Raw genomic sequence first — 24,788 nt, 5'->3', positions numbered from 1 at the left:
GGAATTTATTCCAGAAAACCGATGAATTATTCAATTCACGGACGGATCATCCGGAAAGTCGGCGAGGACTCCCCACTCCGGGCGGATCTTTTCGAGAAGCTGGCGCCAGAGATTCTGGGGCGGCATTTTGCCGAATGGATGGACGAACGGGCTGATAGCCCAGTCAAAACGACTCACCTCCGTCTCAAGCTGGCCGGCGCTCCAACCGGAATAGCCGAGAAAGGCTCGCGCCTCAATGGTCGGATCCGCATCAACCAACTCCTGCAGCTTGTCCGGTTCAAGACCGAAGAAGAGACGAAAGTGCTGGCGGGAAAGATTCCATTTCCATGCGACAAGGAGTATCTCCTCCGGCGAAACGGGACCCCCTTCGTACACGGGAAGATTCTCCAGCAAGGGCGTATTCATGTCTTCACGCAGTGCACCAAGACTTTTCCCCGTGGGCCGGTTGATGATCACGCCGAGGGCCCCATCCTCGTTTGAATGAGCCGAGAGCAGGACAACGCTCCGATTAAAATTCGGGTCAATCAAGTTGGGATGGGCTCCGAGCAGAAACCCCGCGAGGCTCTGGACCGGTGTGGGTGTTTCATCCATTGGAATATTTCCTTTCAAGTGGCTTCATTAATATTGTTCGATCGCGATTCCAACTTCATCCAGCAATTCGCTGACTAAAGGGTCGTTATTGTAGTCCCAATGGTATTTTATGGCAACAACCCCTGAGGAGGCCAGCATTTTGGCGCAATTAATACAGGGAAAGTGCGAGATATAGGCTGTTGAGTCCTGTAGGGAAACACCTCGCCGGGCGGCATCTGCGATGGCATTCTGCTCCGCATGGACCGTTGCCATCTCATGACCTTCCCGGATATGACTTGAATGCGGTGCTCCAGGTAAAAACCCGTTGTAGCCAGCCGCCACAATCCGATTGCTCTGCTTGCCTCCGGAGACGAGCACGCAGCCCACATGGAGGCGTTCACAGGCTGAGCGCAGGCTGAACAGCAGCGCCGCACTCATGAAGTATTCGTCCCAGCTTGGCCGCTCCTCACGCCCTTCAACCAAAGCCGCCACCCGTTGCAACAGCTCACTACGGGGATTGCCATCAGGATTTAAATCTTTGGAAGCGGTCATTCGAGGAGCTAAAGGCAAACTACACTTCCGGTGCAATACAACAATACCCCCAGCCCCAAAGCTTTCTTGCATGAGGACAACCGGGCCTCTAGAAAAGCTCCATGAAAAGCCGGCTGAAGATTGATTACAATGCGCCTTACTGCCTGTCCTTTGCTATTCTGGCAATGGTCGTTTACGTGGCCAACACATTGAGCGGGGGTTGGGCGCTCGGGCATTGGTTCTCCATTCCGGGCTCAGCCAGCCTGGGCGATTGGACGACCTATCCGCGTTTATTCCTCCACGTCCTTGGTCACGGTTCCGCCCAGCACTTGTTCTCAAACATAATTGTTTTCCTTTTGGTGGGCCCGATGCTTGAGGAAATGTACGGGCCCACGATGCTCATTGTCCTCAGCCTGATCACCGCACTCATCACCGGCCTGATCATGATATTCTTCTTTTCAGGAGCCCTCGCCGGGGCCAGTGGCATTGTCTTTGCCCTGATCATTCTTTCGAGCTTTGCCAATGCCAAATCGGGGACGATCCCGCTCACCTTTGTATTGATCTCCCTGATCTTTCTGGGGGGTGAAGTTATCCGTGCCCTCAGCGGAGTCGACCAGATTGCCCAGTTTGCACATATCGCCGGTGGCGTGCTGGGTGGATTTGCCGGATTCCTGATTGCCAAACGCGTCGAGACGCCAAGATGGTGATCAGGAAAGGACCTGTATTTCGCCCCGCTCCAAAGCGGCCTTAACATCGTCCAGACTCCTGAAGACACAATCCGTCCGGACCTGCCAATCCAGTGAAACCGGGCCGATGTCCGGGATATGCGCCACCTGGCAACCCGCCGAGAGAGCTGCACGAATGCCGTTTTCACTATCTTCCAGGACAAGCAGGCTGGATGGCACTTCGCCAATCCGTGAAGCTGCCTCCAGATAAATATCCGGGGCAGGTTTGCTGTGCTTCACATCATCCCCGCAGACTCGCAAAGGAATCAGGGATGCAAGTCCAGTGGAAGCCAGTTTCTGTTCGCACAATTCGCGGTGCGTCGATGTGGCCAGGCATCGCGGCACATTCATCTGACAAAGATACTCAAGGAAATCAACCGTACCCGGCTTGAGTGGGATCGGCGCATCCTTTAATAAAGACCTGTATATGCGCTCAGCGACTTTCAGGAACGCCTCCACATCACACCGGGGATCCATGACCTGCCGAAGCCGGGTACCGATGGCCACCATGGATTGACCAATCAAGCTCCCATGAAATCCGGCGGGCATTTGGAAACCCGTCTCCTGTTCGGCCTCCAGCCATGAACGGTGGGAAACCTTCTCCGTATCGAGAAGCAACCCGTCCATATCGAGCAGGAATCCCCTGATCTGCAAAATCGCATCCATGAAGGGGCAAGCAATTGGCTGATTGACGAGAGCGCAAACGCAAAGATCGATTTCCTCTTGACTCATCTGCACATCGGGGAATCTTCGCCCTTGTCCTGGGGGTGACTTGAATGAGTCTGAGACATGGCCCTCCGCTTCGGCGGATTAGCGGTGAACCCTTAGAACCTGATCCGGCTCATACCGGCGTAGGAAAGGAAGTCTGTGTCACTCGCAAACCGGCTCCGCTCCAGCGTTGGAAGCCTCAAACAAAGCAGTGACCATGACTTCCAAAAACTTATTTCCACACTTACTGGCCATGACGGGCTTGTTTCTAAGTCCCGCCTTGTACGCGCAGGACGACACCATCCATGAACTGGAACCGGTCATCGTCCGGGGCGACCTTCTTCAAAGCCCGATTGAACGGCTTCCCGCCAGCGTGACTATCCTCAGCTCGGCAGAAGCCAGCTCCAATGGTGCGGCCCATCTGGAAAACCTCCTCGGGCAAATTCCTAACCTGAACTGGGCCGGTGGAACAGCACGACCCCGCTTCTTCCAGATCCGGGGTGTCGGGGAAAACAGCCAGTTCGGCAATGAGCTGCCCGCCTCCTCAGTCGGCTTCATCATCGATGGGATAGACTTCACTGGAATCGGATCCGTGGCTGGCCTGTTTGATGTCGAGCAGGTTGAGGTTCTCCGTGGCCCACAGGCCGCCGCCTTCGGGGCCAATGCGCTGGCAGGAATGATCCTCATCGAAACGGTTTCCCCAACCAGCTTCCAGGAAGGAAGCATTGAGGCGACAGTCGGTGAATATGACCTGTTTTCCTTCGGCTTTGCTGCCGGAGGCCCGGTTGGAAACCAGGATTCAAGTGAGGCAGCCTACCGGATCTCCTTTCACAAGTATCAAGACAATGGATACAGGGAAAACCGGTTCCTCGGCAAGGACAGCACAAACGCCCGGGACGAGACGAGCGCACGCCTTAAGCTGGCATGGAATCCCGCACGAAACCTCGATATCTCGATGACCTTCCTGTATTTCGACTTTGACAACGGGTACGACGCCTGGTCGCTCACCAACAACAGCTTCATCACGACAACCGACGAGCCGGGCCGTGACGAACAGGAAACCGTGGCCGCGGGATTCAAGGCCGTCATGCATGTCAACGAAGGAATGGACATTACCTACCAGGTCTCGGGTTCTGACACCGATATCCTGTACAGTTACGACTGGGATTGGAGCAACCCGGATGAGCTTGAATCCATCTACGGCCCGGAAGTCTACGGGGGAACAGATGTGACGGACCGCGACCGCAGGGTGCTCACCAATGACCTGCGTGCTTCCTCGCCCACGGGCCAGTCCGGTGAGAACGCCTGGATTGCCGGTCTCTACCATCGCGACTTCAAGGAGGAACAACTCTACTTTGGAACCGAGAGCACCTACCGGTCGGAAACGGCGGCCATCTACGGGCAGGCCCGCCTTAGGATGGGAAAAACCCTTTTGTTGACCCTCGCCGGGCGCATTGAGGATGTCCGTATAGAATATTCCGATACACTTGGAATCGACCTCGGGAACAGTGAGACACCATGGGGTGGAAAGCTCGCCCTTGAGTTCAAACCGTCCGAAGATAATGTCCTTTATGCCTCAATTGACCGGGGCTTCAAGGCTGGCGGGGTGAACCTCGACAACGACATTCCAGCCGAATCCCGGGTCTACGACTCGGAAACGATGTGGAACTATGAATTGGGATGGCGCGCCATCTTCCTTGAAAACCGCCTTCGCCTGCACGTCACCGCCTTTTACATGGACCGCAAGGACATTCAGGTCGATTCCTCCATCCAGCTGGGTGATGGAAATACGTTTGCCCTGTTCAAGGACAATGCGGCATCCGGGCACAACTACGGACTGGAGTTGGAACTGGATTGGCAGGCAGCGGAGTGGATTCGCTTTTTTGCCAGCACCGGGCTCCTCAATGCCGCTTTTGATTCATATCAATACATCGATCCGAATGACGGGTTTACGCAAGTAGTCCTTGATGACCGTGAGCAGGGTTACTCACCTGACTACACGTATTCCGCAGGTGCTGCCCTTGAATTTAACTCGGGCTTTTTTGCCGAAGCTTCAGTAGAAGGGAAAGACGGGTACACGTTCGACGTAGCCAACCAGCAATCCCTGGCCGCCTACACGCTTGTCAGCCTGAGTGCCGGTTGGCGCACGGATACATGGAGCCTCACCCTCTGGGCCAACAACCTCCTTGATGAGCGCTACGATACCCGTGGTTTCTACTTCGCCAACGAACCACCGGCCTATGACAATCCGCGCAAGTGGGTCAGCCAGGGATCACCCAGACAGCTTGGTCTCTCCTTCAAGAAAACCTTTTAAGCTTTGCCTGAACGGCCCACCAGCAAACCGGCTGACCAAATCAGGATACTGGCGGCACATCCCGGATAAAAGGCTTCTATGGCCGGGAGGGTGTCCGGAATGGCCCGGCCGGCAATATACCAAGTCGCCGCAACCAGCGGCACGACAACCAGATGGGCCACCGCAAAACGCGGAGGAACACTTGGAAAAGCGCCCGCACTGCTGAGCACCGGCAAGAGCAGGCCCGGGACAGCAAGGGTCCCAATCGTGTAGTAGATATCCACGACACTTGGGACGAAGATCGCAAACCCTATGGAAACAAGGGCTACCAGCGCCATTCCAATCCGCGTCAGAACACTTTTGCGCAGGCGCTTGACACCCGGCATCCGTCCAAGAATATCCGGGCCCAAGGTCACCCCCGAGACGAACAGCTCACTGTCAAGAGTCGACATCACGACGCTCAATATCCCGGTTATGAACAATCCATAGGCTCCGATTGGCAAAATTGCCTCGCCGAGGGCAAGGTGCGAGATGCGGGGATCCGACAGGTCCGGAAGATGGACGAAGGCATAGAGGCCGACAAAGGTAGTCAGAAAATCGAACACGGTCCACATGAGCACCGCGAAGACAATCCCCCGCCGGGCATTGCGTTCATCCTTCAATGCGTAGACGCGCTGGTGAAACATTGGCGAGACCAGTGTCCAGCTTGCCATGAAGAACCAGACAAGGATGTAGGAGACGGGGCTTCCCCCTGTCACGGAAACATGATCCGGCGAGCGTTCGCGCACTGCCTCCCAAAGCTGGACCGGACTTTCCCATGTCCACCAGGCAAAGAGAAAGAGAACGATGTAGCCACCGTACATGAGGATGCATTGGAACAAGTCCGTCCGGACAACGACAGCCAACCCGTCGCGGTACACATAGATAAACGAAAATAGTGCCCCGGCAATAATCCCCGGGACCAAGGGTACGCCAAAGAGAAAATGCAGCAGCACGCCAATCGTCAAAACGTAAGGGGCAGGCGTGGCCAGGATCAGGACAAGAATTCCGGACAGCACGCGTCCGGCCGGACCGTAATTCTCACCGATCAGGTGTGGAATGGAAACGACATACTTCCTTCGGGCCCGTCGGGCGAGGACAATGGCGAAGAGGATGGCGAAGACATAGTAAGGGACCCCGAAGACAATCCAGTTGCTGAAACCGTATGAGTAAGAGTATTCGCTCGATCCAAGAATGCCGCCATACCAGGTCGAGACGAGGGAGAGCAAAAACCCCGGCAAGGTGAGTTGCCGACCCATCAGAAGATAATCCTCATCCTTGGGCTGGGCCTTCTTGATCCAGCCAAGCACAACCACTACCACAAAATAAGCGGCGACTATCGCAAAATCTAATGGATGGAAGGACATGGAAAGGCTTTGAGCACGTTACCGTGATGAAGAATTTTTCGAATCCTTGCCAAGCCACCGATCAAGGCAATAGGATTTCCGTATTAACCCTTCCAGCCGGTTTCCCGGCATTCCTCAATGAGAACCTTGATCTTTCTGGGTGGCGAAAAGCCGTCTCCCCCACTCTCCCGCGCAGCCGCCGGACGGGCTGACTTTATCATCGCCGCGGACAGCGGTTACTTGCCAGCTCTGGAATGCGGCATCACGCCCGATATTGTCACCGGGGATTTTGATTCCATAGGCGAACCCCCAAGCAATGAATCGATTAAGGTGATTCCCGCTCCGGAGCAGGATGCCACCGATTTCCAGAAGGCTCTCCGCCATATTCCAGCCGGCAGCTCAATAGTCGAGATTCTCGGCGGCACGGGCCTCCGGTCCGATCATTTCCTGACAAATCTCCTCATTGCCGCAGGGCTTCCCGCAGGGCAATTTGTGATTTTTGAGGATGATACCCAGACTATTTTCCGGGTGACACCGGAATGCCCGCTGAGCGCATCTTTGCAGGAAGAAAGCGTGGTCAGCCTGATTCCTTTCACAGACTGTTCGGGCGTCACCACTCAGGGACTACACTGGAATCTTCAGTCATCACGAATGGGTCCCCGGCATCAACTGGGACAAAGCAATCGCGTGACGGACTCCACCGTCAAAATCCAACTCGAGGAGGGAATTCTCTACGTCGTGGTCAACGATACCGTAGCCTGATTGCCAACTAAACGAGGACTTCTTCCTGCTGGGGAAGGCCTTCCCCTACCGGAGCGAGCAAGTTCCCGTCCTGGAGCGGATAGCGGAATTCTTTCCCCTCGAAGTTCCGCATCACGATTTCATTCTCGTTCATCTCCGTCACGTACTCCGGATTGATCGGGATCTTCCCCCCGCCTCCAGGGGCGTCGATTACAAATTGAGGCACGGCGTAGCCGGTCGAGTGTCCGCGCAGGGCCTTGATGATCTCAATCCCCTTGCTCACGTCGGCCCGCAAATGGCGGCTACCCGTAATCAGATCGCACTGGTACAAGTAGTAGGGCCGCACGCGCATCATCAGGAGTCGATGAACGAGCGATGTCATCGTATCCACATCGTCATTCACGCCCTTCAGAAGCACACTCTGGTTACCAAGCGGAACGCCCGCCATGGTCAGCTTTTCAGTAGCCTCATACAATTCCTCAGTACATTCACGAGGGTGATTCACATGAATACTCATCCACACCGGACCATGCTTGCGGAAGATATCCTGCAGCTCAGGTGTCACCCGCTGCGGCATGAAAACCGGTATCCGTGAGCCAATCCGGATAAACTCAACGTGCTTGATCGCCCGCAGTCGCCCAAGCAGGAAATCCAGCTTCTTGTCCGAAAGCAGCAGCGGATCTCCACCACTCAACAGGACATCACGGATCTCCGTGTGTTCCTCAATGTACTTCAGCGCGTTTTCAAAATTCGGATGAAAATCGTAGCCCTGCGCGTTCGAGACCAGCCGGCTCCGTGTGCAATAACGGCAATACGCCGCGCACACGTTTGTCACCAGAAAGAGACACCGGTCCGGATACCGGTGCACCAATCCGTCCACCCCCATCGAGCTTTCCTCGCCAACCGGGTCCAGCAGTTCCTCAGGCGAAACCTGCATCTCCTCACTGCGCGGTACAATCTGGCGCCGGATCGGACAGCCCGGATCCTCCAGATTCATCAAATTGAAAAAATATGGCGTGATCGCCAGCGAAAGCTTGCTCCGCGCAAAGAGACATCCTTCGCGCTCCTCAGGCGTCAGCTCCATCCGCTCCTCCAGCTCCTCCAGCCGCGTGATCCGGTTCCTCATCTGCCAGCGCCAGTCCCCCCACTGCTCTGCCGGTACCCCGGACCAGTGCCCCTGTCCCCTAAACCATCGTTCTCTACTGTCTTCCGGATACATCGTTCTAAAATTCCCTCTCTCCCAGACGGACTCCCCCAGCCCGCTTTTCCTTAAAATATTGTTGCCTTTATAAGTACATATATTGAAATCTGTCAATATAAGAGCGGATTTAAGGCACGGATGGAACATTTAACGATAGACGAGGAGGATTTGGCGCGTTGCCTGTGGACGATCGGGGACGTGACCCGGCTTCGCATCCTCGAGCTGCTGCCGGGCAGTCCGGACTGCAGCGAGGGAAAGAACGTCTCCCAGATTGCCGATGAGCTGGATTTGAAGCAATCGACGGTCTCAAATCACCTGGCCCGGATGCGGACGCTGGGAATCGTGAGGCATACGAAGCAATGCCGGGACGTGTACTACTGGATCGACCCCGAGCGGGCTGAGCAGATCGAGGCGCAACTGCGCAAGGCGCTGAAGCTGGGCTAATGCCATTGAATGCAATTCCTTATTGACCACCCGTCCGAAACGGGGTCATTTAAATCATCCACCCAATCATTTAAAGGCTTGAAAGGGGCATCTTGCCTGCCCTTGGCCTCATACAAAACTAAGGAAACTCCATGTCTGCCAAATCTCTTCTTCCGATTCTGTTAATCGCTGCGCCTTTCGCCCTCCAGGCTGTTCAAGTCCCCGTCCCGAATGCCTCCTTTGAGCAACCCGCCATTGCCGAAGCGCAGGCAACTGGCTGGACATCCAACGGTGGTTCCATCTCCGGGGGAGTAAACAGTTACAGTCTTGGCGGTACCTTCAGCACCCCGGCCTACGGTGAATGGTTTCATTACTTGAATCTGCCGGGCTTTCTGGGTCCAAATCCGAGCGTTACGGAGAGCAACAGCGGCTTGATCGGGTCAGCAGCCACAGGCACGTACACACTGACCGTGGCCGGCGGAAACCGAATCAACGGGGCCACAACCGATGGCAGCTACAAGATTGAATTGCTGGCTGGAGGGAACGTGATTGCGTCACAAACCCTTAACAACCCGAAAGCGAACATTCCTGTGGACTCGTGGCAGGATATCACGGCAGTCGGGACCGTGGAGCTGGGCGATCCGACAGACGGTCAGGACCTCACCATTCGCCTGAGTGCCTTCGAGGGCACGGGAGGCATCGCCAGCCAGGGTCAATTCGACAATGTACGGCTGGATTACGAGCCGGGGAATGTATTCACGGTTTCCGGACGCCAAATCCTGCTCGACGGTACACCATTTGAAGTGGAGGGAATTTGCTACCAGCCGGCAGCAATCGGCGAGAACCCCTCGGCTGGATACCCATTCGGAGATTATTACTGGATCAGCTCCGATTACCAGGCTCGTTGGGCACGGGACTTCGAGAATTTCCGCAAGATGGGGATTAACGTCATTCGAATCTACGGATGGGATCCCGCTCGAAATCACGATGCTTTTCTCCAACTGGCTGCTGACAACGGCATCTATGTATTGATTAATCGTTACGTGAATCCTCTCTCGGATTTCAGCAATACCATAGTGGTCAACGACCTCATTGATGAGTGGACAAGTATTGCCACCCCGCTTGCTGATAATCCGGCCGTGATGGGCTTCCTGATTGGCAATGAGGCTAACCCCGGACAGGGGATAACCTTCTGGAATGCCATGAACACAGTTGCCGGCGCGGTAAAAGCCGCTGCACCCAAAAAGCTGGTCTCTGTGGCGATCACAAACGATTTGGGCCAGGTCAACACATGGAATGCCTCCATGACGAATTTTGATTTCTGGGCGGTCCAGGTCTACAACGGATTCAGCTTTGGCAGCTTTCTCTCAGATTATGCGGTCCGCTCCAGCAAGCCATTGATCATAACCGAGTTCGGATATGATGCGCTGGATGGAAGAGTCGATACGGAATGGCCAAACAATGTGGAATTGCCGGCCAACGCCCTGGAAAACCTCTGGAACGAGCTTCGGGCAGATGAGGCCGGAGCAGACATTGCTTCCGGAGGTTGCGTCTTCGAGTACGCCGACGAGTGGTGGAAGGACAGCGGAGGAATCAGCGCATTCACTCAAGACTTTGGACCACGTTGGTCAGGACCGTTTGAAGACGGACAAGGCAATGAGGAATGGTGGGGAATTTTCAGGACCATTGATAACGGTTCGAGCATCGACAACCTGGACCCACGTGCAGCATTCTACCGGCTTGCGGCCATGTGGAATGAGCCGTTCGAGTCAATTCTTCAGGCCAGTGCAATTGGCCAGGACTTGCAGGTCGACTTTAGCTTCCCGGCCCACCTTCGTGAACAAAGTATGATCGTGGAATCATCCAATGATCTGCTCAACTGGACGCTGGTAGCGACAAATAACGGGGGCTCATCGGAGCTTTCCTCCACCGCGGGCTCGCTCACGGTCACCAGCAGCGAAACCAGCGAGGAAGTGAATATCACTCTAACCCACGATGCGGACGCACCATCAGCCCTCCAGAATCTATTGATAAACGGCGATTTCGAAACAGGAGATGCTTCCGGATGGATTACTGACAGGGGCACCACGGATTCGGTCGCACAGTCGGGAACCTATTCACTGGAGCTGACGGCGACTGGAACATTCACCGTCCCGACCGCATTCCAGTCCCGACCAGCCTCTCCAGGTGATGAATTCTATCTGAGCGGATACCTGCGCACACCAGCCGCACTGCCAGCGGACATCACTAATGGCCTACTGAAAATTGTTTATCTCAACTCCAGCGGTACGCCCCTGACTCCCACCCTGTCGGGTCCCGGAGTGATTATTACCGGAGAGTTCGCTGGTGCCGAGTCGCAACCCTACCTCGATGATTCACAGCCAGCCAACACATGGATTCTGTCTGAAGTTCAGGCTATTGCTCCGGCAGGCACTGCTGAAGTCCAATTCTTTGCCATTAATGTGGACCAATCGGCCAACACAATGTACTTCGATGCCATCGAGGCCCAGGATGTGAACGCAGACCCGGTACCCTTTGGACCGAACATCTTTTTCCGCGTCACCAACAACGGGCGCTGAGTCGGCATTCAGCAGCACTTGAAAAGCTTCAGCGTAATTTTCCGAAGAAAGTTTCGAAAGGAATTGATTTCCCCCGAACGGACCCGTTAATTCCCTGCCTTTAATGGTTGAGTCTATTAAATCGGGAGTATTGGCCTTGGAGGACGGATCGGTTTTCCGCGGGGTTGGATTTGGAGCAAATAAAACAGTGGTCGGCGAGGCGGTTTTCAATACCTCGATGACCGGGTATCAGGAGATCCTCACGGATCCCAGCTACTTCGGGCAGATTGTCACCATGACGACCCCACAAATCGGGAACTATGGGGTCACCAAGGAGGACGAGGAATCCGATGGGCCGAAGGTTCAAGGCTTCGTCGTCCGGGACATCAGCCCGGTTGTTTCCAACTGGCGCAGCCAGCAAAGCCTGCCGGATTATTTGCGTGAAAACGACATCCCTGGCCTGAGCGGGATCGATACCCGGGCCCTGACCAAGAAAATCCGGGTCCATGGCGCCCTCAAGGCCTGCTTGAGTACCGAGGACATAACCGATGAGGAAGCGGTCCAGCGCGCACGCGACTGGAAGGGGCTCGTCGGGGTGGATTACGTCAAGGAAGTGACGACCAAGGAAGTTTTTGAATGGAAGGACGGGCCCGAGCCGTTCACGGTTCCGGGCACCAACCTTCACCCGCCTGCCCTGAAGCGGAAGCGGTACAAGGTCGTTGCCTTCGATATGGGAGCCAAGCGCAACATCTTTCGCAAGCTGACCCTCCACGGCTTTGATGTTACCGTTGTTCCGGCTGACACGGATGCGCAGACCGTGCGTGACCTGAATCCGGCGGGTGTCTTCGTCTCCAACGGACCCGGAGATCCAGCCGCTGTCACCTACGCACACGAGACAATCCGGGAATTGATTCCGGAGTACCCGATGTTCGGCATTTGCATGGGCCACCAGATCATCGCCCACGCGATGGGTGCTTCCACCATGAAGTTGAAGTTTGGACACCGCGGTGGTAACCAGCCGGTCAAGAACATCGAAACGGGTGTCGTCTCCATCACCGCCCAGAACCATGGCTTTGCCGCCACCAAGGAAAACCTCGAAGCCTGTGGCGCCGTTGTCACCGAATACAACCTGAACGATCAGACGGTCGCCGGCCTGCGCCACAAGGACCTCCCGGTCTTCAGCGTCCAGTACCACCCGGAGGCGGCCCCAGGCCCGCATGACAGCGATCCGTTGTTTGATCATTTCTATGATCTGGTCGCCCAAAAAGCAGCCGAATAGGCGTGCCATTTTTAGCGCTCCACCATATACTGTATCATAATTGATTCAGTCTGGTCGTTTGGACTTGCCAAGCACCGGAAGCCTATTAGCAATCGTTTTATAAAACATTAACCCAAATTAGAAAAATTAATATGAAAAACCCAATACGCGTCGCCGTAACCGGGGCTGCCGGCCACATTGGCTACAGCCTTCTCTTCCGCATTGCCTCCGGGGCAATGTTCGGACCCGACCAACCCGTGGCTCTTAACCTGATTGAGATCGAGCCTGCCATGAAAGCCCTCAAGGGAGTCTGCATGGAGCTGGATGATTGCGCTTTTCCCCTGCTGAAGGACATTGTCGCGACAAGTGACCTCGAAGAAGGATTCAAAGACGTCAACTGGGCCCTCCTCGTCGGTTCAGTCCCGCGCAAGGCGGGCATGGAACGGGCGGACCTGCTCGGAATCAACGGCAAGATCTTTGTCGGCCAAGGTAAAGCCATCGCGGCCAACGCCGCACCGGACGTGCGCGTCCTGGTGGTAGGCAACCCCTGCAACACGAATTGCCTGATCGCCATGAAGAGTGCTCCAGAGCTTCCGGCCAACCGCTGGTTTGCGATGACCCGGCTCGACGAAAACCGCGCCAAGACACAGCTCGCACAAAAGGCTGGTGTCGATGTCACGGAGGTCAGTAACGTAGCCATCTGGGGAAACCATTCCCCCACCATGTTCCCCGATTTCTACAATGCCAAAATTGGTGGCAAAGCGGCCAATAAAGTCATTGCCGATGAAGCTTGGCTGAAGGAAACCTTTGTCCCGACTGTGGGCAAGCGCGGGGCGGCGATTATTGAAGCACGCGGAGCATCATCCGCCGCCAGCGCGGCCAATGCCGTCGTGGATACCGTTGTTTCCCTGACCAACCCCACGGCTGACGGTGATTGGTACAGCGTCTGTATCCCGAGCCAGGGTGAGTATGGAACTGAAGCTGGCATCATGTGCAGCTTCCCGATCCGTACCAAGGCCGATGGAAGCTATGAAGTCGTGCAAGGCCTTGAGCTCAACGATTACAGCAAGGGCATGGTCCAGAAGAGTGTTGATGAGCTCGTTGGAGAGCGCTCCACGGTTCAGGAACTCAATATTATCTGAGCGACCAGCATTTGATTTATGCAAAGCCCTTCGCAATAACGGCGGAGGGCTTTTTCTATCTTTAAAAATGATCCCGCCTGACAACTACTCTTCAGGTGTTGTGAGGATTTCCGCCGGTGCGGGCATGATGCCCGCCCCAAGTATGCGTTCAGGTCCCGGATCCCTGAGGACAAAAGACTCGGCGAGAAGGGCTTCGCTGAGCGCCCCGGACTGACTCTGGCGACCTTCCCCCGCCTGCATGCTCCCCATCCGACGATAGGCCTTAACCGCGGGCTCGTACAAAGGATCCATCTCGAGGGCAACCTCAAGGAGCCGTAGACCCTCCGCCGGATCCGATCCGCGGAGCAGGAACAAAGTCCCAAGAAATGCGGGAGCCTCCGGGCGGCGGGGAGCAAGACGATAAGCGCTTTGCAAGTGCCCGTCGATTTGATCCGTGTTCTCTCCGAGAATGGCAAGAGAGCGGGCCATTTGAAAGTGGGCCTCCCAGAGGTCCGGGGATATTGAAAGCGCATTTACCAAGGATTCCCTTGCCTGCGCCGCGAGCTCCTCCGAGGGCCAAACATCTGCATAAATCCGCGCCAGCTGGGCCCGGCCAAGACCCAACCAGGCAAGGGCGTTACGAGGATTCAACTCCACTGCTTCCTTGTAGGACCCCGCAACAAATGTGAGGGATCCCGGATCCAGGAATATCCTGTCAGGATCGGACAAAAGATAAGCCAATTCCTCGTCGGCTGTATAAACCGAGTATTGGCTGTAGAACTTGGGCGCCCCGAAGGCAAGAGCCCATGCGGACAAGAGAACCGGAATCAAGCCGGTTGCAATGCCAACGCGGGAGGAGACGGTATTGCGATGCCCCCGGCGAGAAAGGGCGGCAAGAATGGCCACAATCGAGACAAATAAAAATAACAAGATTGGTAAATTCAGGGAGTAGTCCCAACCCATGGAGAGAAGAAAAGCGAAAATGCCCAGCAAGAGACCTCCAAGAATAACTTTCACTGAAGGCGTGCGCCCATTCGCCCGCTCCAGTTTGGCTCGAGCCGGATGGTTTTTCGGATATCGAGCCATCCGGCTTTGCGTATCCTTGTTCACAGTGAGGAATGAAATCGCCTTCCAGAACCCTGCGGCGCGATAGAGCAGAAGGAGAACAGGGGCTCCAGCCAGTAAAGCCCCAACAAGTCCCAGCTCAGCCAGAAAGCCGGCGTAGCCGGAAACGGAATACAGGGAGGAACCGGCAAGACCCACCGGACGAGTCAACTCCCAGAAGAAAGCAAAACTTCCAAGGCCGCAGCCAAAAACAGGATTCTGCAGGAACAGTTGCCAAGCTGAGGAAATCCCCGCCTCCGTCAGGAGATTTGAAGGAACTTCCAGCAGGTAAACAATTCTCGACTGAAGCATATCGGTGCCAAACCAGAACAGCGGAAGACAGGCAATCAGGAGCATGGATCCAATCATCCATATCTTGCGACGAACCGCCCAGAATTTGCTCATGAAAAACGGGAGCAAAGCGCAGATCAGGAGCATGATCCACAATCCTTGACGCTCTGTGGTCAGGAGGATGCCCACAAACATGGCCAGCGCATAAAAGCCGTTGAGCATTCTTACCGGACCGGAAAACCGCTGTGCCCAGGCCATCAAGACACAGACTGGCCAGAACATAAGAAGCAGGCTGGCCATGTTGGCCGGTTCCATCAGGAATCCGCCTGCACCGTGCAGGTAGGCTGGATTGCGATCCCGCGCCAGGGAGACCATCCAATCGGGAAAAAGGTAGTACTGGAAAAACGCACCCATCAAGGCCGCTACCGCGACCAACTGGCAAATGGTGAAAATCCACATGCCGGAACGTGTTCCCCGTATGCTGTTGAAGATGACAAAGTAGAGCGCGTACGCCTGCACATAGACCGTAAGAAAAAGGGCTGAGCTCCAAGGTGCCGGACTGAGGAACTGATAGCTCAGCAAGGCGTATAGGATGAACGGCAATGGCAGAAGGAGCTCCCAATCCAGACCCTTTTTCTCACGTCTCAGGGTCGTAATGATGGCGTGCAGGGCTGTCAGGATAAACAGACCGAGGGAAACCCCGCTCATCGGTTCACCATAGGCAAGAAATCCGCCAAATCCTATCAGGGTCATTATCAGTATCCAACCAAGGAGCAAATGCTGCACCGCCTCCAACATCCTCAGAGGGGATTCGGTAGCCTTGTGCAGCCAGCGCTTAATGGGATTCCGATGTCTATGGGATGGCATAACAAGCGGGAGTTTTCCGCCATATCGATGGGTCGCAATCACAAAATCAGGCCGGGAAACTGAGGAATCCGGGCTTGAGACTTGATGTATTCCCAATCACTGGCCAAATTTTGAATCTTTGTGAACTTAGGAAGTCTCATACCTGATCCTTTAAAAGAACTAAAACATGTCTGAAGAATTCAATCTTGAAGAAATCAATACCAAGGTCCGCGCACAGGCCGAATGGATAACCGCCTTGCGGGCCGAAATGGCCAAGGTGATTGTGGGCCAGCAATATCTGATCGACCGCCTCCTCGTAGGCCTTCTGGCCAACGGGCACGTCCTCCTGGAAGGGGTTCCCGGATTGGCCAAAACGCTTTCGGTGAGGACCCTGGCCGACTCCATTCACGCTGATTTTGCCCGTGTGCAATTCACCCCGGACCTGCTCCCTGCCGATATCATCGGTACACTGATTTACAACCCCAAGTCCGGTGAATTCTCGACCAAGAAGGGACCCGTCTTTGCCAATATCGTTCTGGCGGATGAAATCAACCGTGCACCGGCAAAGGTCCAGAGTGCCCTGCTCGAAGCGATGCAGGAAGGCCAAGTGACAATCGGGGACAATACCTTCGAGTTGCCCCACCCTTTCCTTGTCCTGGCAACAGAGAACCCGATCGACCAGGAAGGCACCTACCCGTTGCCTGAGGCACAGGTCGACCGCTTCATGCTGAAATTGCAGATTGGATATCCATCCAAGTCAGAGGAAATGAAAATCCTCGAGAGCATGGCTACTACAGGTGCGAAACCAAAAGCTTCGGCGGTCGTGACCCCGGAGCAAATTCTTTCGGCAAGAAAAACGGTCAACGAGATCTACCTGGATGCCAAGATCCGGGACTACATCATCGAGCTGGTCTTCTGCACCCGCGAACCGGAAGCGCACGGCCTTGAGGACCTCAAGCCGATGATCCAGTTTGGCGGGAGCCCTCGGGCGACGATTTCCCTCACCCTCGCCGCCAAGGCATGGGCATTCATTTCGGGGCGTGGCTATGTCACGCCGCAGGATGTGAAGTCAATCGCTGCGGACATCCTTCGGCACCGGATTATCCTCACCTACGAGGCCGAAGCCGAGGAATTGTCGACGGAAGCAGTCATTAAACGCATTCTTGAAACAGTCCCTGTTCCTTGATCGGGGATTGAAGAAAACGCATGGATTCTTCAGGGAGCATGTCCCCATCTGAGCGCACTCGCGAAATCCTGCGCAAGGTCCGCCAAGTCGAGATCCGCAGCAGGAAGTTTGTCGATGAGTCCCTTGTCGGCGCTTACCACAGCGTGTTCAAAGGACAGGGAATGGATTTTGCCGAGGTGCGCGAATACCAACCCGGCGACGATGTCCGCTCCATTGACTGGAATGTGACCGCCAAGATGGACCGGCCCTTCATCAAGGTCTACGAGGAGGAACGTGAGCTGACCATCATGCTGATGGTTGACATCTCCGCTTCCGGGGATTTTGGCAGCGTCAAGCAGACCAAGCGCGAGCTGGCTGCAGAGCTGGCCAGTGTCCTCGCATTCAGTGCCACGCGCAACAACGACAAGGTCGGCTTGATCCTGTTTTCCGACACGGTCGAAAAAATTATCATGCCTAAAAAGGGACGATCCCATGTCCTCCGGGTCATTCGGGAAATCCTCTTTTATGAGCCGCAGCACAAGGGCACCAACCTGAGCGAGGCCATGAAAACCCTGAACCACCTGATTCGGCGCAAGGCTGTGTGTTTTCTTGTCAGCGACTTTCTGACTGAGGAATCGCAGGCATGGCTCCGCCCGTCGACAAAGGAGAAACCGGGAGAGCTTCAAAAAATGCTGACCTTGACCGGAAAGCGACACGACTTGATCTGCATTCACCTGCATGACCCTCGGGAAACACAGCTTCCTTCTGTCGGTTGGATCGTTCTTGAAGATGCTGAGACCGGACATCAGGTGGAGGTCAATACCTCGGATGCGCGCCTGCAGGGCATGTATCAGCATCAGAACCGGCAGCGTCTGGAGCGGATTGAAGACACATTCAAGCGATCGGGAATCGACCATTTTCAAGTACAAACCCAGGAACCGTACATAACCGCCTTGAGGGCATTTTTCAAAAAGCGGGGGAAGCGTCGGTGATGGAACAGTTCGCAGACATAGAAGGTCCTCTTCCCATTGGACTGTGGCCGGCCATCTTACTGATTGCCGGGAGCATCCTCCTAATCCTCCTCTCCGTGATCTTTATTTACTGGTTGCTCAAGCGTCCGAGAAAAGAAAATACAGCCAGTCTTGAGCCGACACGCAGCCCGCTCGAGATTGCCCTTGAGCGGTTGCAAAAGTTGCGCTCCGGGAAGTCGCAAATCCAACCCGAACCTTTCACGGTGGAGGTCTCAGACATCGTCCGGGATTATCTTGAGGAGGCGCTGGCCGTCCCCGCCCGTGAGCAGACTTCCGAGGAATTTCTCAACACCCTTGCGACAAGGGACGGTCTCCCGGAAATCCTTCACCGGCAAATGCCCGCCTTCCTCGAGTCTTGTGACATGGTGAAGTTCGCCCGGCAAAGCCTCGATATGGAGCAGCAGGATGCCCTCCTCGAAACGGCAAAGGGAGTTGTCGAATCCACCGATAAAGAACTCGCGGCCCGCCACCCTGACGGGGAAAACCTTGCCCAAGCCATATGATTTTCCAATTTGCAGAAGCCCATTGGCTGTTTTTGTTGATTGCCGTTCCCCTCTTGCTCTGGCTCCAGGGACGCGTTGGGCGATCCGCCTCAATCCGCTTTCCCTCAACCCTGCTCGCCTCCCAGGTGGCCGCCTTTGTCAGGCAGCGTCCGGGACGCTGGCGGGCCGCCTTGCGCTGGCTGGCGATCGTCTTCTTCATTGTCGCCCTCGCCCGACCACAGACCGGCGAAGAATTGACCAGCTCGGAAAGCAGCGGAGTGGACCTCGTCATCGCGGTTGACCTGTCGACCTCCATGTGGGCCCACGACTTTGAGATTAGTGGTGTCCGGCAAGACCGCCTGACTGTCGTTCGCTCAGTAATCGAAGACTTCATCGAGGCCCGCAAAAGTGATCGAATCGGCCTGATTGCCTTTGCCGCGCAACCGTATCTGGTAAGCCCGCTGACCTTGAACCATGATTGGCTCAAACGCCGTCTGGCACAATTGAGAATCGGCCAGGTAGAGGACGGGACCGCTATCGGATCGGCCATCGGATCGGCGACCAATCGCCTGCGGGATGTGCCTGCTGAGTCAAAGAGCATCATCCTGGTTACTGATGGGGCCAACAACCGGGGTCAACTTGAGCCGTCGGCCGCCGCTGAAGCAGCCAAGGCCTATGGGATTAAAATTTATACGATCGGGGTCGGCAAACCGGGAATGGTGCCCTTCCCCGCTCGCTTCGACCGCGATGGTCAGCCAGCGAGGACACGCGACGGGCGCATCTTCCTTCGAGAAGCCCGTTCCGACATCGATTTGGAAACATTACAAGCAGTCGCGGAAACCACCAATGGGCGCTACTTTCACGCCACGAATTCAGAAGCTTTGCGCGATATTTATGAGGAGATTGATCGCATGGAAAAACGCGAGGTGGAGATCAATGTTCGCCGTCTCTTTACCGAAGTCTACGCCATCCCCCTTTACATTGGACTAGCCCTGCTTGCTATTGATGTCCTCTTGAAACAAACCCGCCACAGGAGGCTGCCCTGATGATGCCACAATTTGCTGAACCGATCTGGCTCCTTGCCGGAATGGCCGCTGTTCTGGTCCTGTTCCTTCTCTTCCTGCTCTCGGAACGGAGGGCCTGGCGGCGGTTGCGGGAATTCGCCGCTCCCAGCCTCTTGGAACCATTGACGGCATCGCACAGCCGGACCCGGTTGTGGGTCAAGAACGGATTGCTTCTGCTCTGTATCCTCCTCCTTTGTTTCAGCCTTGCCCGGCCGCAGTGGGGAGCCAATTGGGAAAAGGCCGAGACCCGCGGGATCGACGTCATGATCGCCCTCGATACATCACGCAGCATGATGGCAGAGGACATCAAACCCAACCGGTTGGAACGCTCCAAGCTGGCCATCCTCGATTTGCTTGAAACCGTCAAGGGAGACCGCGTCGGCTTGATCGCCTTTGCTGGAAATGCTTTCCTGCAGTGCCCCCTGACTCTGGATTACCAAGCCTTCCGGCAGACCCTCTTTTCCATTTCCACCGAGACAATCCCAGTCGGCGGAACCGATGTCGCCACAGCCATCGACGAAGCGGAGGCATACTTCGAGGAAACGGGAAATGAACGTATTCTAATTCTCATTACAGATGGAGAGGACCTCGAGGCCAGCGGTATCCAAAAGGCCCGCGATGCCGGGCAAAACGGAACCCGCATCCTCGCCGTAGGCGTAGGTTCCACTTCGGGTGAATTGATCCCGATAAGCACTCCCGGAGGGCAACAGGATTTTCTCAGGGATGCTTCTGGCAAGCCGGTTTCGACCGCCCTTGATGAAGGTACGCTGCGACGGATTGCTGAGGTTAGCAACGGCCTTTACGCACCGCTTGGCCCAACCGGGGAAGGCCTCAGGCGGGTCTATGAATTCAGTCTGGCACAGTCGGAAAGCACCGAACAGGAGGAAATGCTCCAGCGTATCCCAATTGAACGGTTCCAGTGGCCGCTGGCTGGTGCCATCTTTGTTATAATCCTGGAGAGCCTCCTCTCAACCCGCCGCCGCAATAAGGGAAACGGCCAAGGCCCGGGATTGGGACTTGCCGTTCTTTTTCTCGGTTCACTTGTAGTCGCACCGGGTGAATCCGTGGCAGGCACGGCCAAGGATGCCGAGAAGGCGTATCAGGATGGTCGCTACGAGGAGTCCCTCACCTTGTACAAGGATGCCTTGCTGGATGAGCCGGATGAGCCGAAGTTGATCTACAACACGGGTGTTTCAGCGTATCGATCGGGTGAATACGAAGAGGCGATCACGCGCTTTGAACAAACGCTCAAGGAAGGTTCTCCCAAGCTCCAGACGAAGGCCTTTTACAACACCGGGAACAGCCGTGTTGCCTACGGATTTGACCAGCTTGAGGACCAGCCTGCCCTGGCCCGCGACCAATGGCAGTTTGCGCTCAAGGATTACGAGAGCGCCCTCGCCCTGGATCCCGGGCACTCGGCCTCGCAGCAAAACATTGAAGCGCTCCGGGAAACCATCGCCAACCACACTTATTCCCTTGATGTCCAAGCTGAACCAGCCGATGCAGGATCGGTTTCCCCCGGTGGTGAAGTCTTTCACAAGGTGCCCGTACCCCTCGAGGCGAAGGCCAATGAGGGCTGGCTCTTTACTGAATGGACCGGCGAGGACATTGAAGATTCGACTAAAGCCCGCACAACGATACGCCCGACAGAGAACCGTTCGGTCATTGCGCGGTTCGTCAAGACCTGGCAGCTGGAAGTGGCGACAGAAGACCCCTCAATGGGTTCTGCGGGTGAGTCCGGAACATACCGCGAAGATGAACCCGTCACCATCAAGGCGGAAGGGGAAGACTATTTTGCCTTTTCAAAATGGATCCCGGAAGGCTGCGAGGTGGCAAACGAAGCCGCACCGGAAACAGAAGTTACTTTAACCGCGGATGCGAAAGTCACCGCTACTTTTGTCCCGGCCTTCAAACTCTCCGTCAATCTGGATCCTGAAATCGGCGGCAAGGCCGGACCATCCGGTTTCTTCGAGGAATATTCTGTGGTTCCGATCAAGGCGGAGCCACGGCCGGGCTTCGAATGGGTTGGTTGGGTCGGTGATGGGATCAAGGATCCAAATGCACCAGAATCTTCCATCAGCCTGACCGCGGACCGCATTGCCATCGCGGAAATGAAGCGGATATGGAATCTGGTCATCATCCCGACTCCCGAGGAGGGGGGAACCGTAGAAGGGGCCGGCAACCATCCAATCGGCAGCACCGTCGAAATTTCAGCAACACCGGCGGAAGGCTTTAAATTTGACGGGTGGGAAGGTCCCGGCGTCGAGGATCCAGAGGCTCCCTCCACACGCGTCACTGTTCAGTCCACAGAACATAATCTCTTTGCACGCTTCTCCCAGGATGACAGCGATCAGGACCAGGAAGATCAAGATCAGCAAGACCAGGAGCAAGAGGATCAACAAGACCAACAGCAGGATCAGCAGGATCAGCAGGACCAACAGGAAGAAGATTCCCAATCTGACCAGCAGGAGGAGCAGGACAACGAGGACCAGCAAGAGGACACCGGGGAGCCCGAGGACAACGAGGGGGAAGAGCAGGAGGAGCAGCCATCTGAGCAAGAGTCGCCCGGAGAGCCGCAACAGGAAGATAGCGGGGAGCCTGTCCCAATGGAAATGTCCCGCGAGGAAGCACGACAACTGCTCAACGCACTGAGCGAAGACGAAAGATTTTTACCTGCCAGCGAGTTGTCGCAGGAAAAGGAATCCGACCAAAGTCAACCCAGCGGGAGAGACTGGTAAATGGAATATTTTGATATAAAAAATCACTACAAATTCGTCCCGTTGTTATTCGGGATGCTCACTTGCCTGTTGGCGAACGCACAGGAAATTTCCGTCCGCGCGGAGGTAAGCCCGTCGGTCGTCATGGTCGGCGAAAGGGCGGAATATACGCTGCGCTTTATCAACACGACACAGATCCCGAACATGGGCACCCCTCGTGTCGACGGATTGGCCTTCTCGAGTGGCATGAGTACTTCCTCCTTCAGGCAGATCATAAATGGGGCGGTCACAGTGGAGACGCGAGGGAGCTGGTCATTCACCGCGACCCGTACCGGCACATTCATCATACCGGGTCGAACTACCCGAATCAGTGGACAGACAGTCGAGATCCAGCCCGTCACCTTCGAGGTTGTTCCGATGGACGAGGCAACCCGCAGCCGGGCCTTCCTCCAACTTGAATTACCCGACGGGCCCTATTATGTCGGACAAGCCCTGACCGCCAAGCTCGGTCTCTTTGTCCGGGATGATCTCACCCTCTCCAATATCGCCTTCCCGGAGCGCGAGGGGGAAGGTTTCCTTAATACGGAATTCGATGATAATCCAAACCGCACAAGGACTCGCGTGAGTGGGCGGATCTACGAGGCCTTTGTCTGGGAATTCATCCTGACGCCAATCAAGTCCGGACCTACCAGCCTGCGCTTCATTCAAAACATCGCCATTCAGGAATCCTCTTCTGACAACCGCTTCCCGAGATTCTTTAACCTGGATAGAACCCAGACCAAGCCGCTGGCACTCTTTACCGATACGCTGGAAGTCGATGTGCTTCCTCTGCCGGAAGACAACCGGCCCGCTTCATTCAGCGACGCCGTTGGTGAATTTAACCTGACGGCGACACTCTCCACGCGCGAACTGGTTGTCGGCGAGCCCATCACTCTGACACTGACCCTGTCCGGCACCGGCAATTTTGACCGGATTGCCCCACCCCGGATTCCTGAATGGGAGAACTGGCGGCTCTATCCCCCAAAGGTTGAATTTAAACCGGGGGGAGACTTGGGAATTTCAGGCTCAAAAAGCTTCGAGTACATCCTGATCCCACAATCTGAGACAATCGAGGAAGTCCCGTCCCTGGAATACGCCTATTTCAACCCTGAAAACAGTGATTACACTACTGTTCAAATTGATGCCCAGCCCGTGACTGTCGCGCCGTCCAGCAAGCCGGTAGACTCCGGAGTATTCCTCGGGTCGGATTTCAATGAACAGGAAGAAGAGGAGCGAATCCCCGAGGCCCTTCTGCCAATCCGGCCAGAAACCGGCGCACTCATCCAAACAGGCCCTCCGTGGGAGAATTACCGGTTCTGGATGGTGAATGGATCATTCGCTATCATCCTGCTGGGAGTAGCCCTTGTCCTGCATCGCAAACGGCGTTTGCGGGATGACAACCAGTTGGCCAGACGCCATGCCGGTAGCCGAAAAGTCCGCAAATCCCTTCAACGGGCAGGTAAGGCGGCCAGCTCGGAGGATGCAGAGGCCTTTTTCATTGAAGCACGCAGTGCTATCCAGGAACGGGTGAGCCATTTGTCAAAAACCCCACTGGAAGCCAAAACGCTTGTCACCTCCGACTGCCTTGACATATTGAAAGATTCCGATTTACCGGATTCAGTTGTTCAAAAATGCTCACAAATCCTTCACGCGGCGGATGCCTCCCAATTCGCCGGATCCCCTGCATCCACCAAGAATCTTCTTTCCCACGCGGATGAACTCAGAGAATTGATCTCCGACTTAAACCGTTTTCAGAAATGATACGCCCTAAACCACACACTCTGCTCTTCGTCCTGACCCTCTGGATGGTCTTGATAAGCTCTCTTTCAGCGGAACAGAGCGCCAACGAACTTTTCATAAGCGGTAACATTGCCTACGGAAACGGTTCATTTGTGGAAGCGGAGCAGGCCTACCGCCAGGTTCTCGAAGTCGGTCGCTCCGCGGAAGTGCATTTCAATCTCGGCAACGCCCTTGCCCAGCAGGGAAAGTGGAGCGAGGCGTCATTTCACTACATGAAGGCCTATTCGCTGAACCCGAATTTTGAGCCGGCCAGAGCCAACCTCCTGCTAGCCGCATCCAAAATGAACCTGGCAAATGAGTTTCCCCAGCTTTCCAACCCGGCAAGGTTATTGTCACAGTCCGGCTGGACCTTGGTGGCGGCAATTGCTTTCTGGGCCGCCTTGATCTTGTTCTTCTACCGCGATTTTGTCTCCTTCACCATTCCCCTTGCCCGCTCCATCGGGGTTATCAGCCTAATTTGCCTGCTGGTTTCGGCCGTTGCCATCGTTCAGCACCAGCTCTTCAAGGACTGGTCGGTCGTTTCCTCCCCGATAGTTTCCCTCCGCGTAGCCCCAACCGATGCCAGTCCGGGAGATTCTATCCTGATTGAGGGCGATCCGATCCGGGTCCTTGGCGAACAGGCAGGCTTCTACCATGTCATGACTTCCGCCGGTGACGAAGGATATATTCTCCTCGATGAGATTCATCCGATCGGCAATGATTGATTTTTTATAAATCCTTTCGTAGTATGACAAT

20 protein-coding genes and 1 riboswitch are annotated in these 24,788 nt (G+C 55.4%); of the genes, 14 read left to right on the top strand and 6 right to left on the bottom strand.

The window, feature by feature from the left end; translation table 11 throughout:
- Positions 1-30 precede the first annotated feature (30 nt).
- Entirely contained in the window at positions 31-591 is a 561-nt protein-coding gene (locus tag G0Q06_RS02505; protein ID WP_163962142.1) for a YqgE/AlgH family protein, read from the bottom strand.
- A gap of 27 nt (positions 592-618) precedes the next feature.
- A complete protein-coding gene (locus G0Q06_RS02500; protein ID WP_163962141.1) occupies positions 619-1,122 on the bottom strand; it encodes a deoxycytidylate deaminase in 504 nt (167 codons plus the stop codon).
- Positions 1,123-1,223: 101 nt separating this feature from the next.
- On the opposite strand from G0Q06_RS02500, the gene G0Q06_RS02495 reads away from it, so the two are divergent.
- A complete protein-coding gene (locus G0Q06_RS02495; RefSeq protein WP_163962139.1) occupies positions 1,224-1,808 on the top strand; it encodes a rhomboid family intramembrane serine protease in 585 nt (194 codons plus the stop codon).
- On the opposite strand, the gene G0Q06_RS02490 is transcribed toward G0Q06_RS02495, so the two are convergent.
- Positions 1,809-2,558: an HAD family hydrolase gene (locus tag G0Q06_RS02490; protein WP_163962137.1), complete on the bottom strand. Its 750-nt coding sequence runs from the start codon at positions 2,556-2,558 to the stop codon at positions 1,809-1,811.
- 21 nt (positions 2,559-2,579) lie between these two features.
- Positions 2,580-2,701, top strand: a riboswitch (TPP riboswitch).
- 50 nt (positions 2,702-2,751) lie between these two features.
- Here G0Q06_RS02490 and G0Q06_RS02485 point away from each other — a divergent pair.
- A complete protein-coding gene (locus G0Q06_RS02485) occupies positions 2,752-4,848 on the top strand; it encodes a TonB-dependent receptor (RefSeq protein ID WP_163962135.1) in 2,097 nt (698 codons plus the stop codon).
- On the opposite strand, the gene G0Q06_RS02480 is transcribed toward G0Q06_RS02485, so the two are convergent.
- Complete coding sequence (locus G0Q06_RS02480; RefSeq protein ID WP_163962132.1) at positions 4,845-6,233, bottom strand: sodium:solute symporter family protein; 1,389 nt, start codon at positions 6,231-6,233, stop codon at positions 4,845-4,847. The two genes, G0Q06_RS02485 and G0Q06_RS02480, sit on opposite strands and share 4 nt — an antisense overlap.
- A 117-nt stretch (positions 6,234-6,350) precedes the next feature.
- Between G0Q06_RS02480 and G0Q06_RS02475 the strand changes: the two genes are divergently transcribed.
- Positions 6,351-6,974 (top strand): thiamine diphosphokinase, encoded by a 624-nt coding sequence (locus G0Q06_RS02475; RefSeq protein ID WP_163962130.1) that lies wholly within the window; start codon positions 6,351-6,353, stop codon positions 6,972-6,974.
- A gap of 7 nt (positions 6,975-6,981) precedes the next feature.
- Here G0Q06_RS02475 and G0Q06_RS02470 read toward each other — a convergent pair whose 3' ends face one another.
- Positions 6,982-8,172 (bottom strand): KamA family radical SAM protein, encoded by a 1,191-nt coding sequence (locus G0Q06_RS02470; RefSeq protein WP_163962128.1) that lies wholly within the window; start codon positions 8,170-8,172, stop codon positions 6,982-6,984.
- A 120-nt stretch (positions 8,173-8,292) separates the two neighbouring features.
- Between G0Q06_RS02470 and G0Q06_RS02465 the strand changes: the two genes are divergently transcribed.
- The 4 genes from G0Q06_RS02465 (at position 8,293) to G0Q06_RS02450 (ending at position 13,535) form a co-directional block, all read left to right on the top strand.
- On the top strand, positions 8,293-8,598 hold the full coding sequence (locus G0Q06_RS02465) for an ArsR/SmtB family transcription factor (protein ID WP_163962126.1): 306 nt from the start codon (positions 8,293-8,295) through the stop codon (positions 8,596-8,598).
- A gap of 131 nt (positions 8,599-8,729) precedes the next feature.
- Complete coding sequence (locus G0Q06_RS02460; RefSeq protein WP_163962124.1) at positions 8,730-11,156, top strand: cellulase family glycosylhydrolase; 2,427 nt, start codon at positions 8,730-8,732, stop codon at positions 11,154-11,156.
- Between the two features lie 103 nt (positions 11,157-11,259).
- On the top strand, positions 11,260-12,414 hold the full coding sequence (carA, locus tag G0Q06_RS02455; RefSeq protein WP_163962121.1) for a glutamine-hydrolyzing carbamoyl-phosphate synthase small subunit: 1,155 nt from the start codon (positions 11,260-11,262) through the stop codon (positions 12,412-12,414).
- Between the two features lie 131 nt (positions 12,415-12,545).
- Positions 12,546-13,535, top strand: a complete 990-nt coding sequence (locus tag G0Q06_RS02450) for a malate dehydrogenase (RefSeq protein WP_163962119.1) — start codon at positions 12,546-12,548, stop codon at positions 13,533-13,535.
- An 84-nt stretch (positions 13,536-13,619) separates the two neighbouring features.
- Here the strand turns inward: G0Q06_RS02450 and G0Q06_RS02445 are convergent, their stop codons facing one another.
- The gene (locus G0Q06_RS02445) at positions 13,620-15,776 is read right to left on the bottom strand and encodes an O-antigen ligase family protein (protein ID WP_163962117.1); all 2,157 of its coding nucleotides are present in this window, start codon (positions 15,774-15,776) and stop codon (positions 13,620-13,622) included.
- Positions 15,777-15,942: 166 nt separating this feature from the next.
- Between G0Q06_RS02445 and G0Q06_RS02440 the strand changes: the two genes are divergently transcribed.
- Genes G0Q06_RS02440 through G0Q06_RS02410 form a run of 7 tightly spaced genes read left to right on the top strand, consistent with a single transcriptional unit; the run spans position 15,943 to position 24,757 of the window.
- On the top strand, positions 15,943-16,941 hold the full coding sequence (locus tag G0Q06_RS02440; protein ID WP_163962115.1) for an AAA family ATPase: 999 nt from the start codon (positions 15,943-15,945) through the stop codon (positions 16,939-16,941).
- 38 nt (positions 16,942-16,979) lie between these two features.
- A complete protein-coding gene (locus G0Q06_RS02435) occupies positions 16,980-17,912 on the top strand; it encodes a DUF58 domain-containing protein (RefSeq protein ID WP_163962113.1) in 933 nt (310 codons plus the stop codon).
- Positions 17,912-18,454 carry a DUF4381 family protein gene (locus G0Q06_RS02430; protein WP_163962111.1) on the top strand — a complete coding sequence of 181 codons (543 nt, stop codon included), beginning with the start codon at positions 17,912-17,914 and terminating at the stop codon, positions 18,452-18,454. The genes G0Q06_RS02435 and G0Q06_RS02430 overlap by 1 nt, the downstream gene beginning before the upstream one ends.
- Positions 18,451-19,479, top strand: a complete 1,029-nt coding sequence (locus G0Q06_RS02425; RefSeq protein ID WP_163962109.1) for a vWA domain-containing protein — start codon at positions 18,451-18,453, stop codon at positions 19,477-19,479. The genes G0Q06_RS02430 and G0Q06_RS02425 overlap by 4 nt, the downstream gene beginning before the upstream one ends.
- Entirely contained in the window at positions 19,479-22,235 is a 2,757-nt protein-coding gene (locus G0Q06_RS02420; protein ID WP_163962107.1) for an InlB B-repeat-containing protein, read from the top strand. The genes G0Q06_RS02425 and G0Q06_RS02420 overlap by 1 nt, the downstream gene beginning before the upstream one ends.
- Positions 22,236-24,014 (top strand): BatD family protein, encoded by a 1,779-nt coding sequence (locus tag G0Q06_RS02415; protein ID WP_163962105.1) that lies wholly within the window; start codon positions 22,236-22,238, stop codon positions 24,012-24,014.
- Positions 24,011-24,757 (top strand): tetratricopeptide repeat protein, encoded by a 747-nt coding sequence (locus G0Q06_RS02410; RefSeq protein WP_163962103.1) that lies wholly within the window; start codon positions 24,011-24,013, stop codon positions 24,755-24,757. Before G0Q06_RS02415 ends, G0Q06_RS02410 begins: the two co-directional genes overlap by 4 nt.
- The last annotated feature ends 31 nt before the right edge of the window (positions 24,758-24,788 follow it).

Source organism: Oceanipulchritudo coccoides (assembly GCF_010500615.1).
GTDB classification, from domain to species: Bacteria; Verrucomicrobiota; Verrucomicrobiia; order Opitutales; family Oceanipulchritudinaceae; genus Oceanipulchritudo; species Oceanipulchritudo coccoides.
This window is presented reverse-complemented; position numbering and strand designations above follow the sequence as displayed.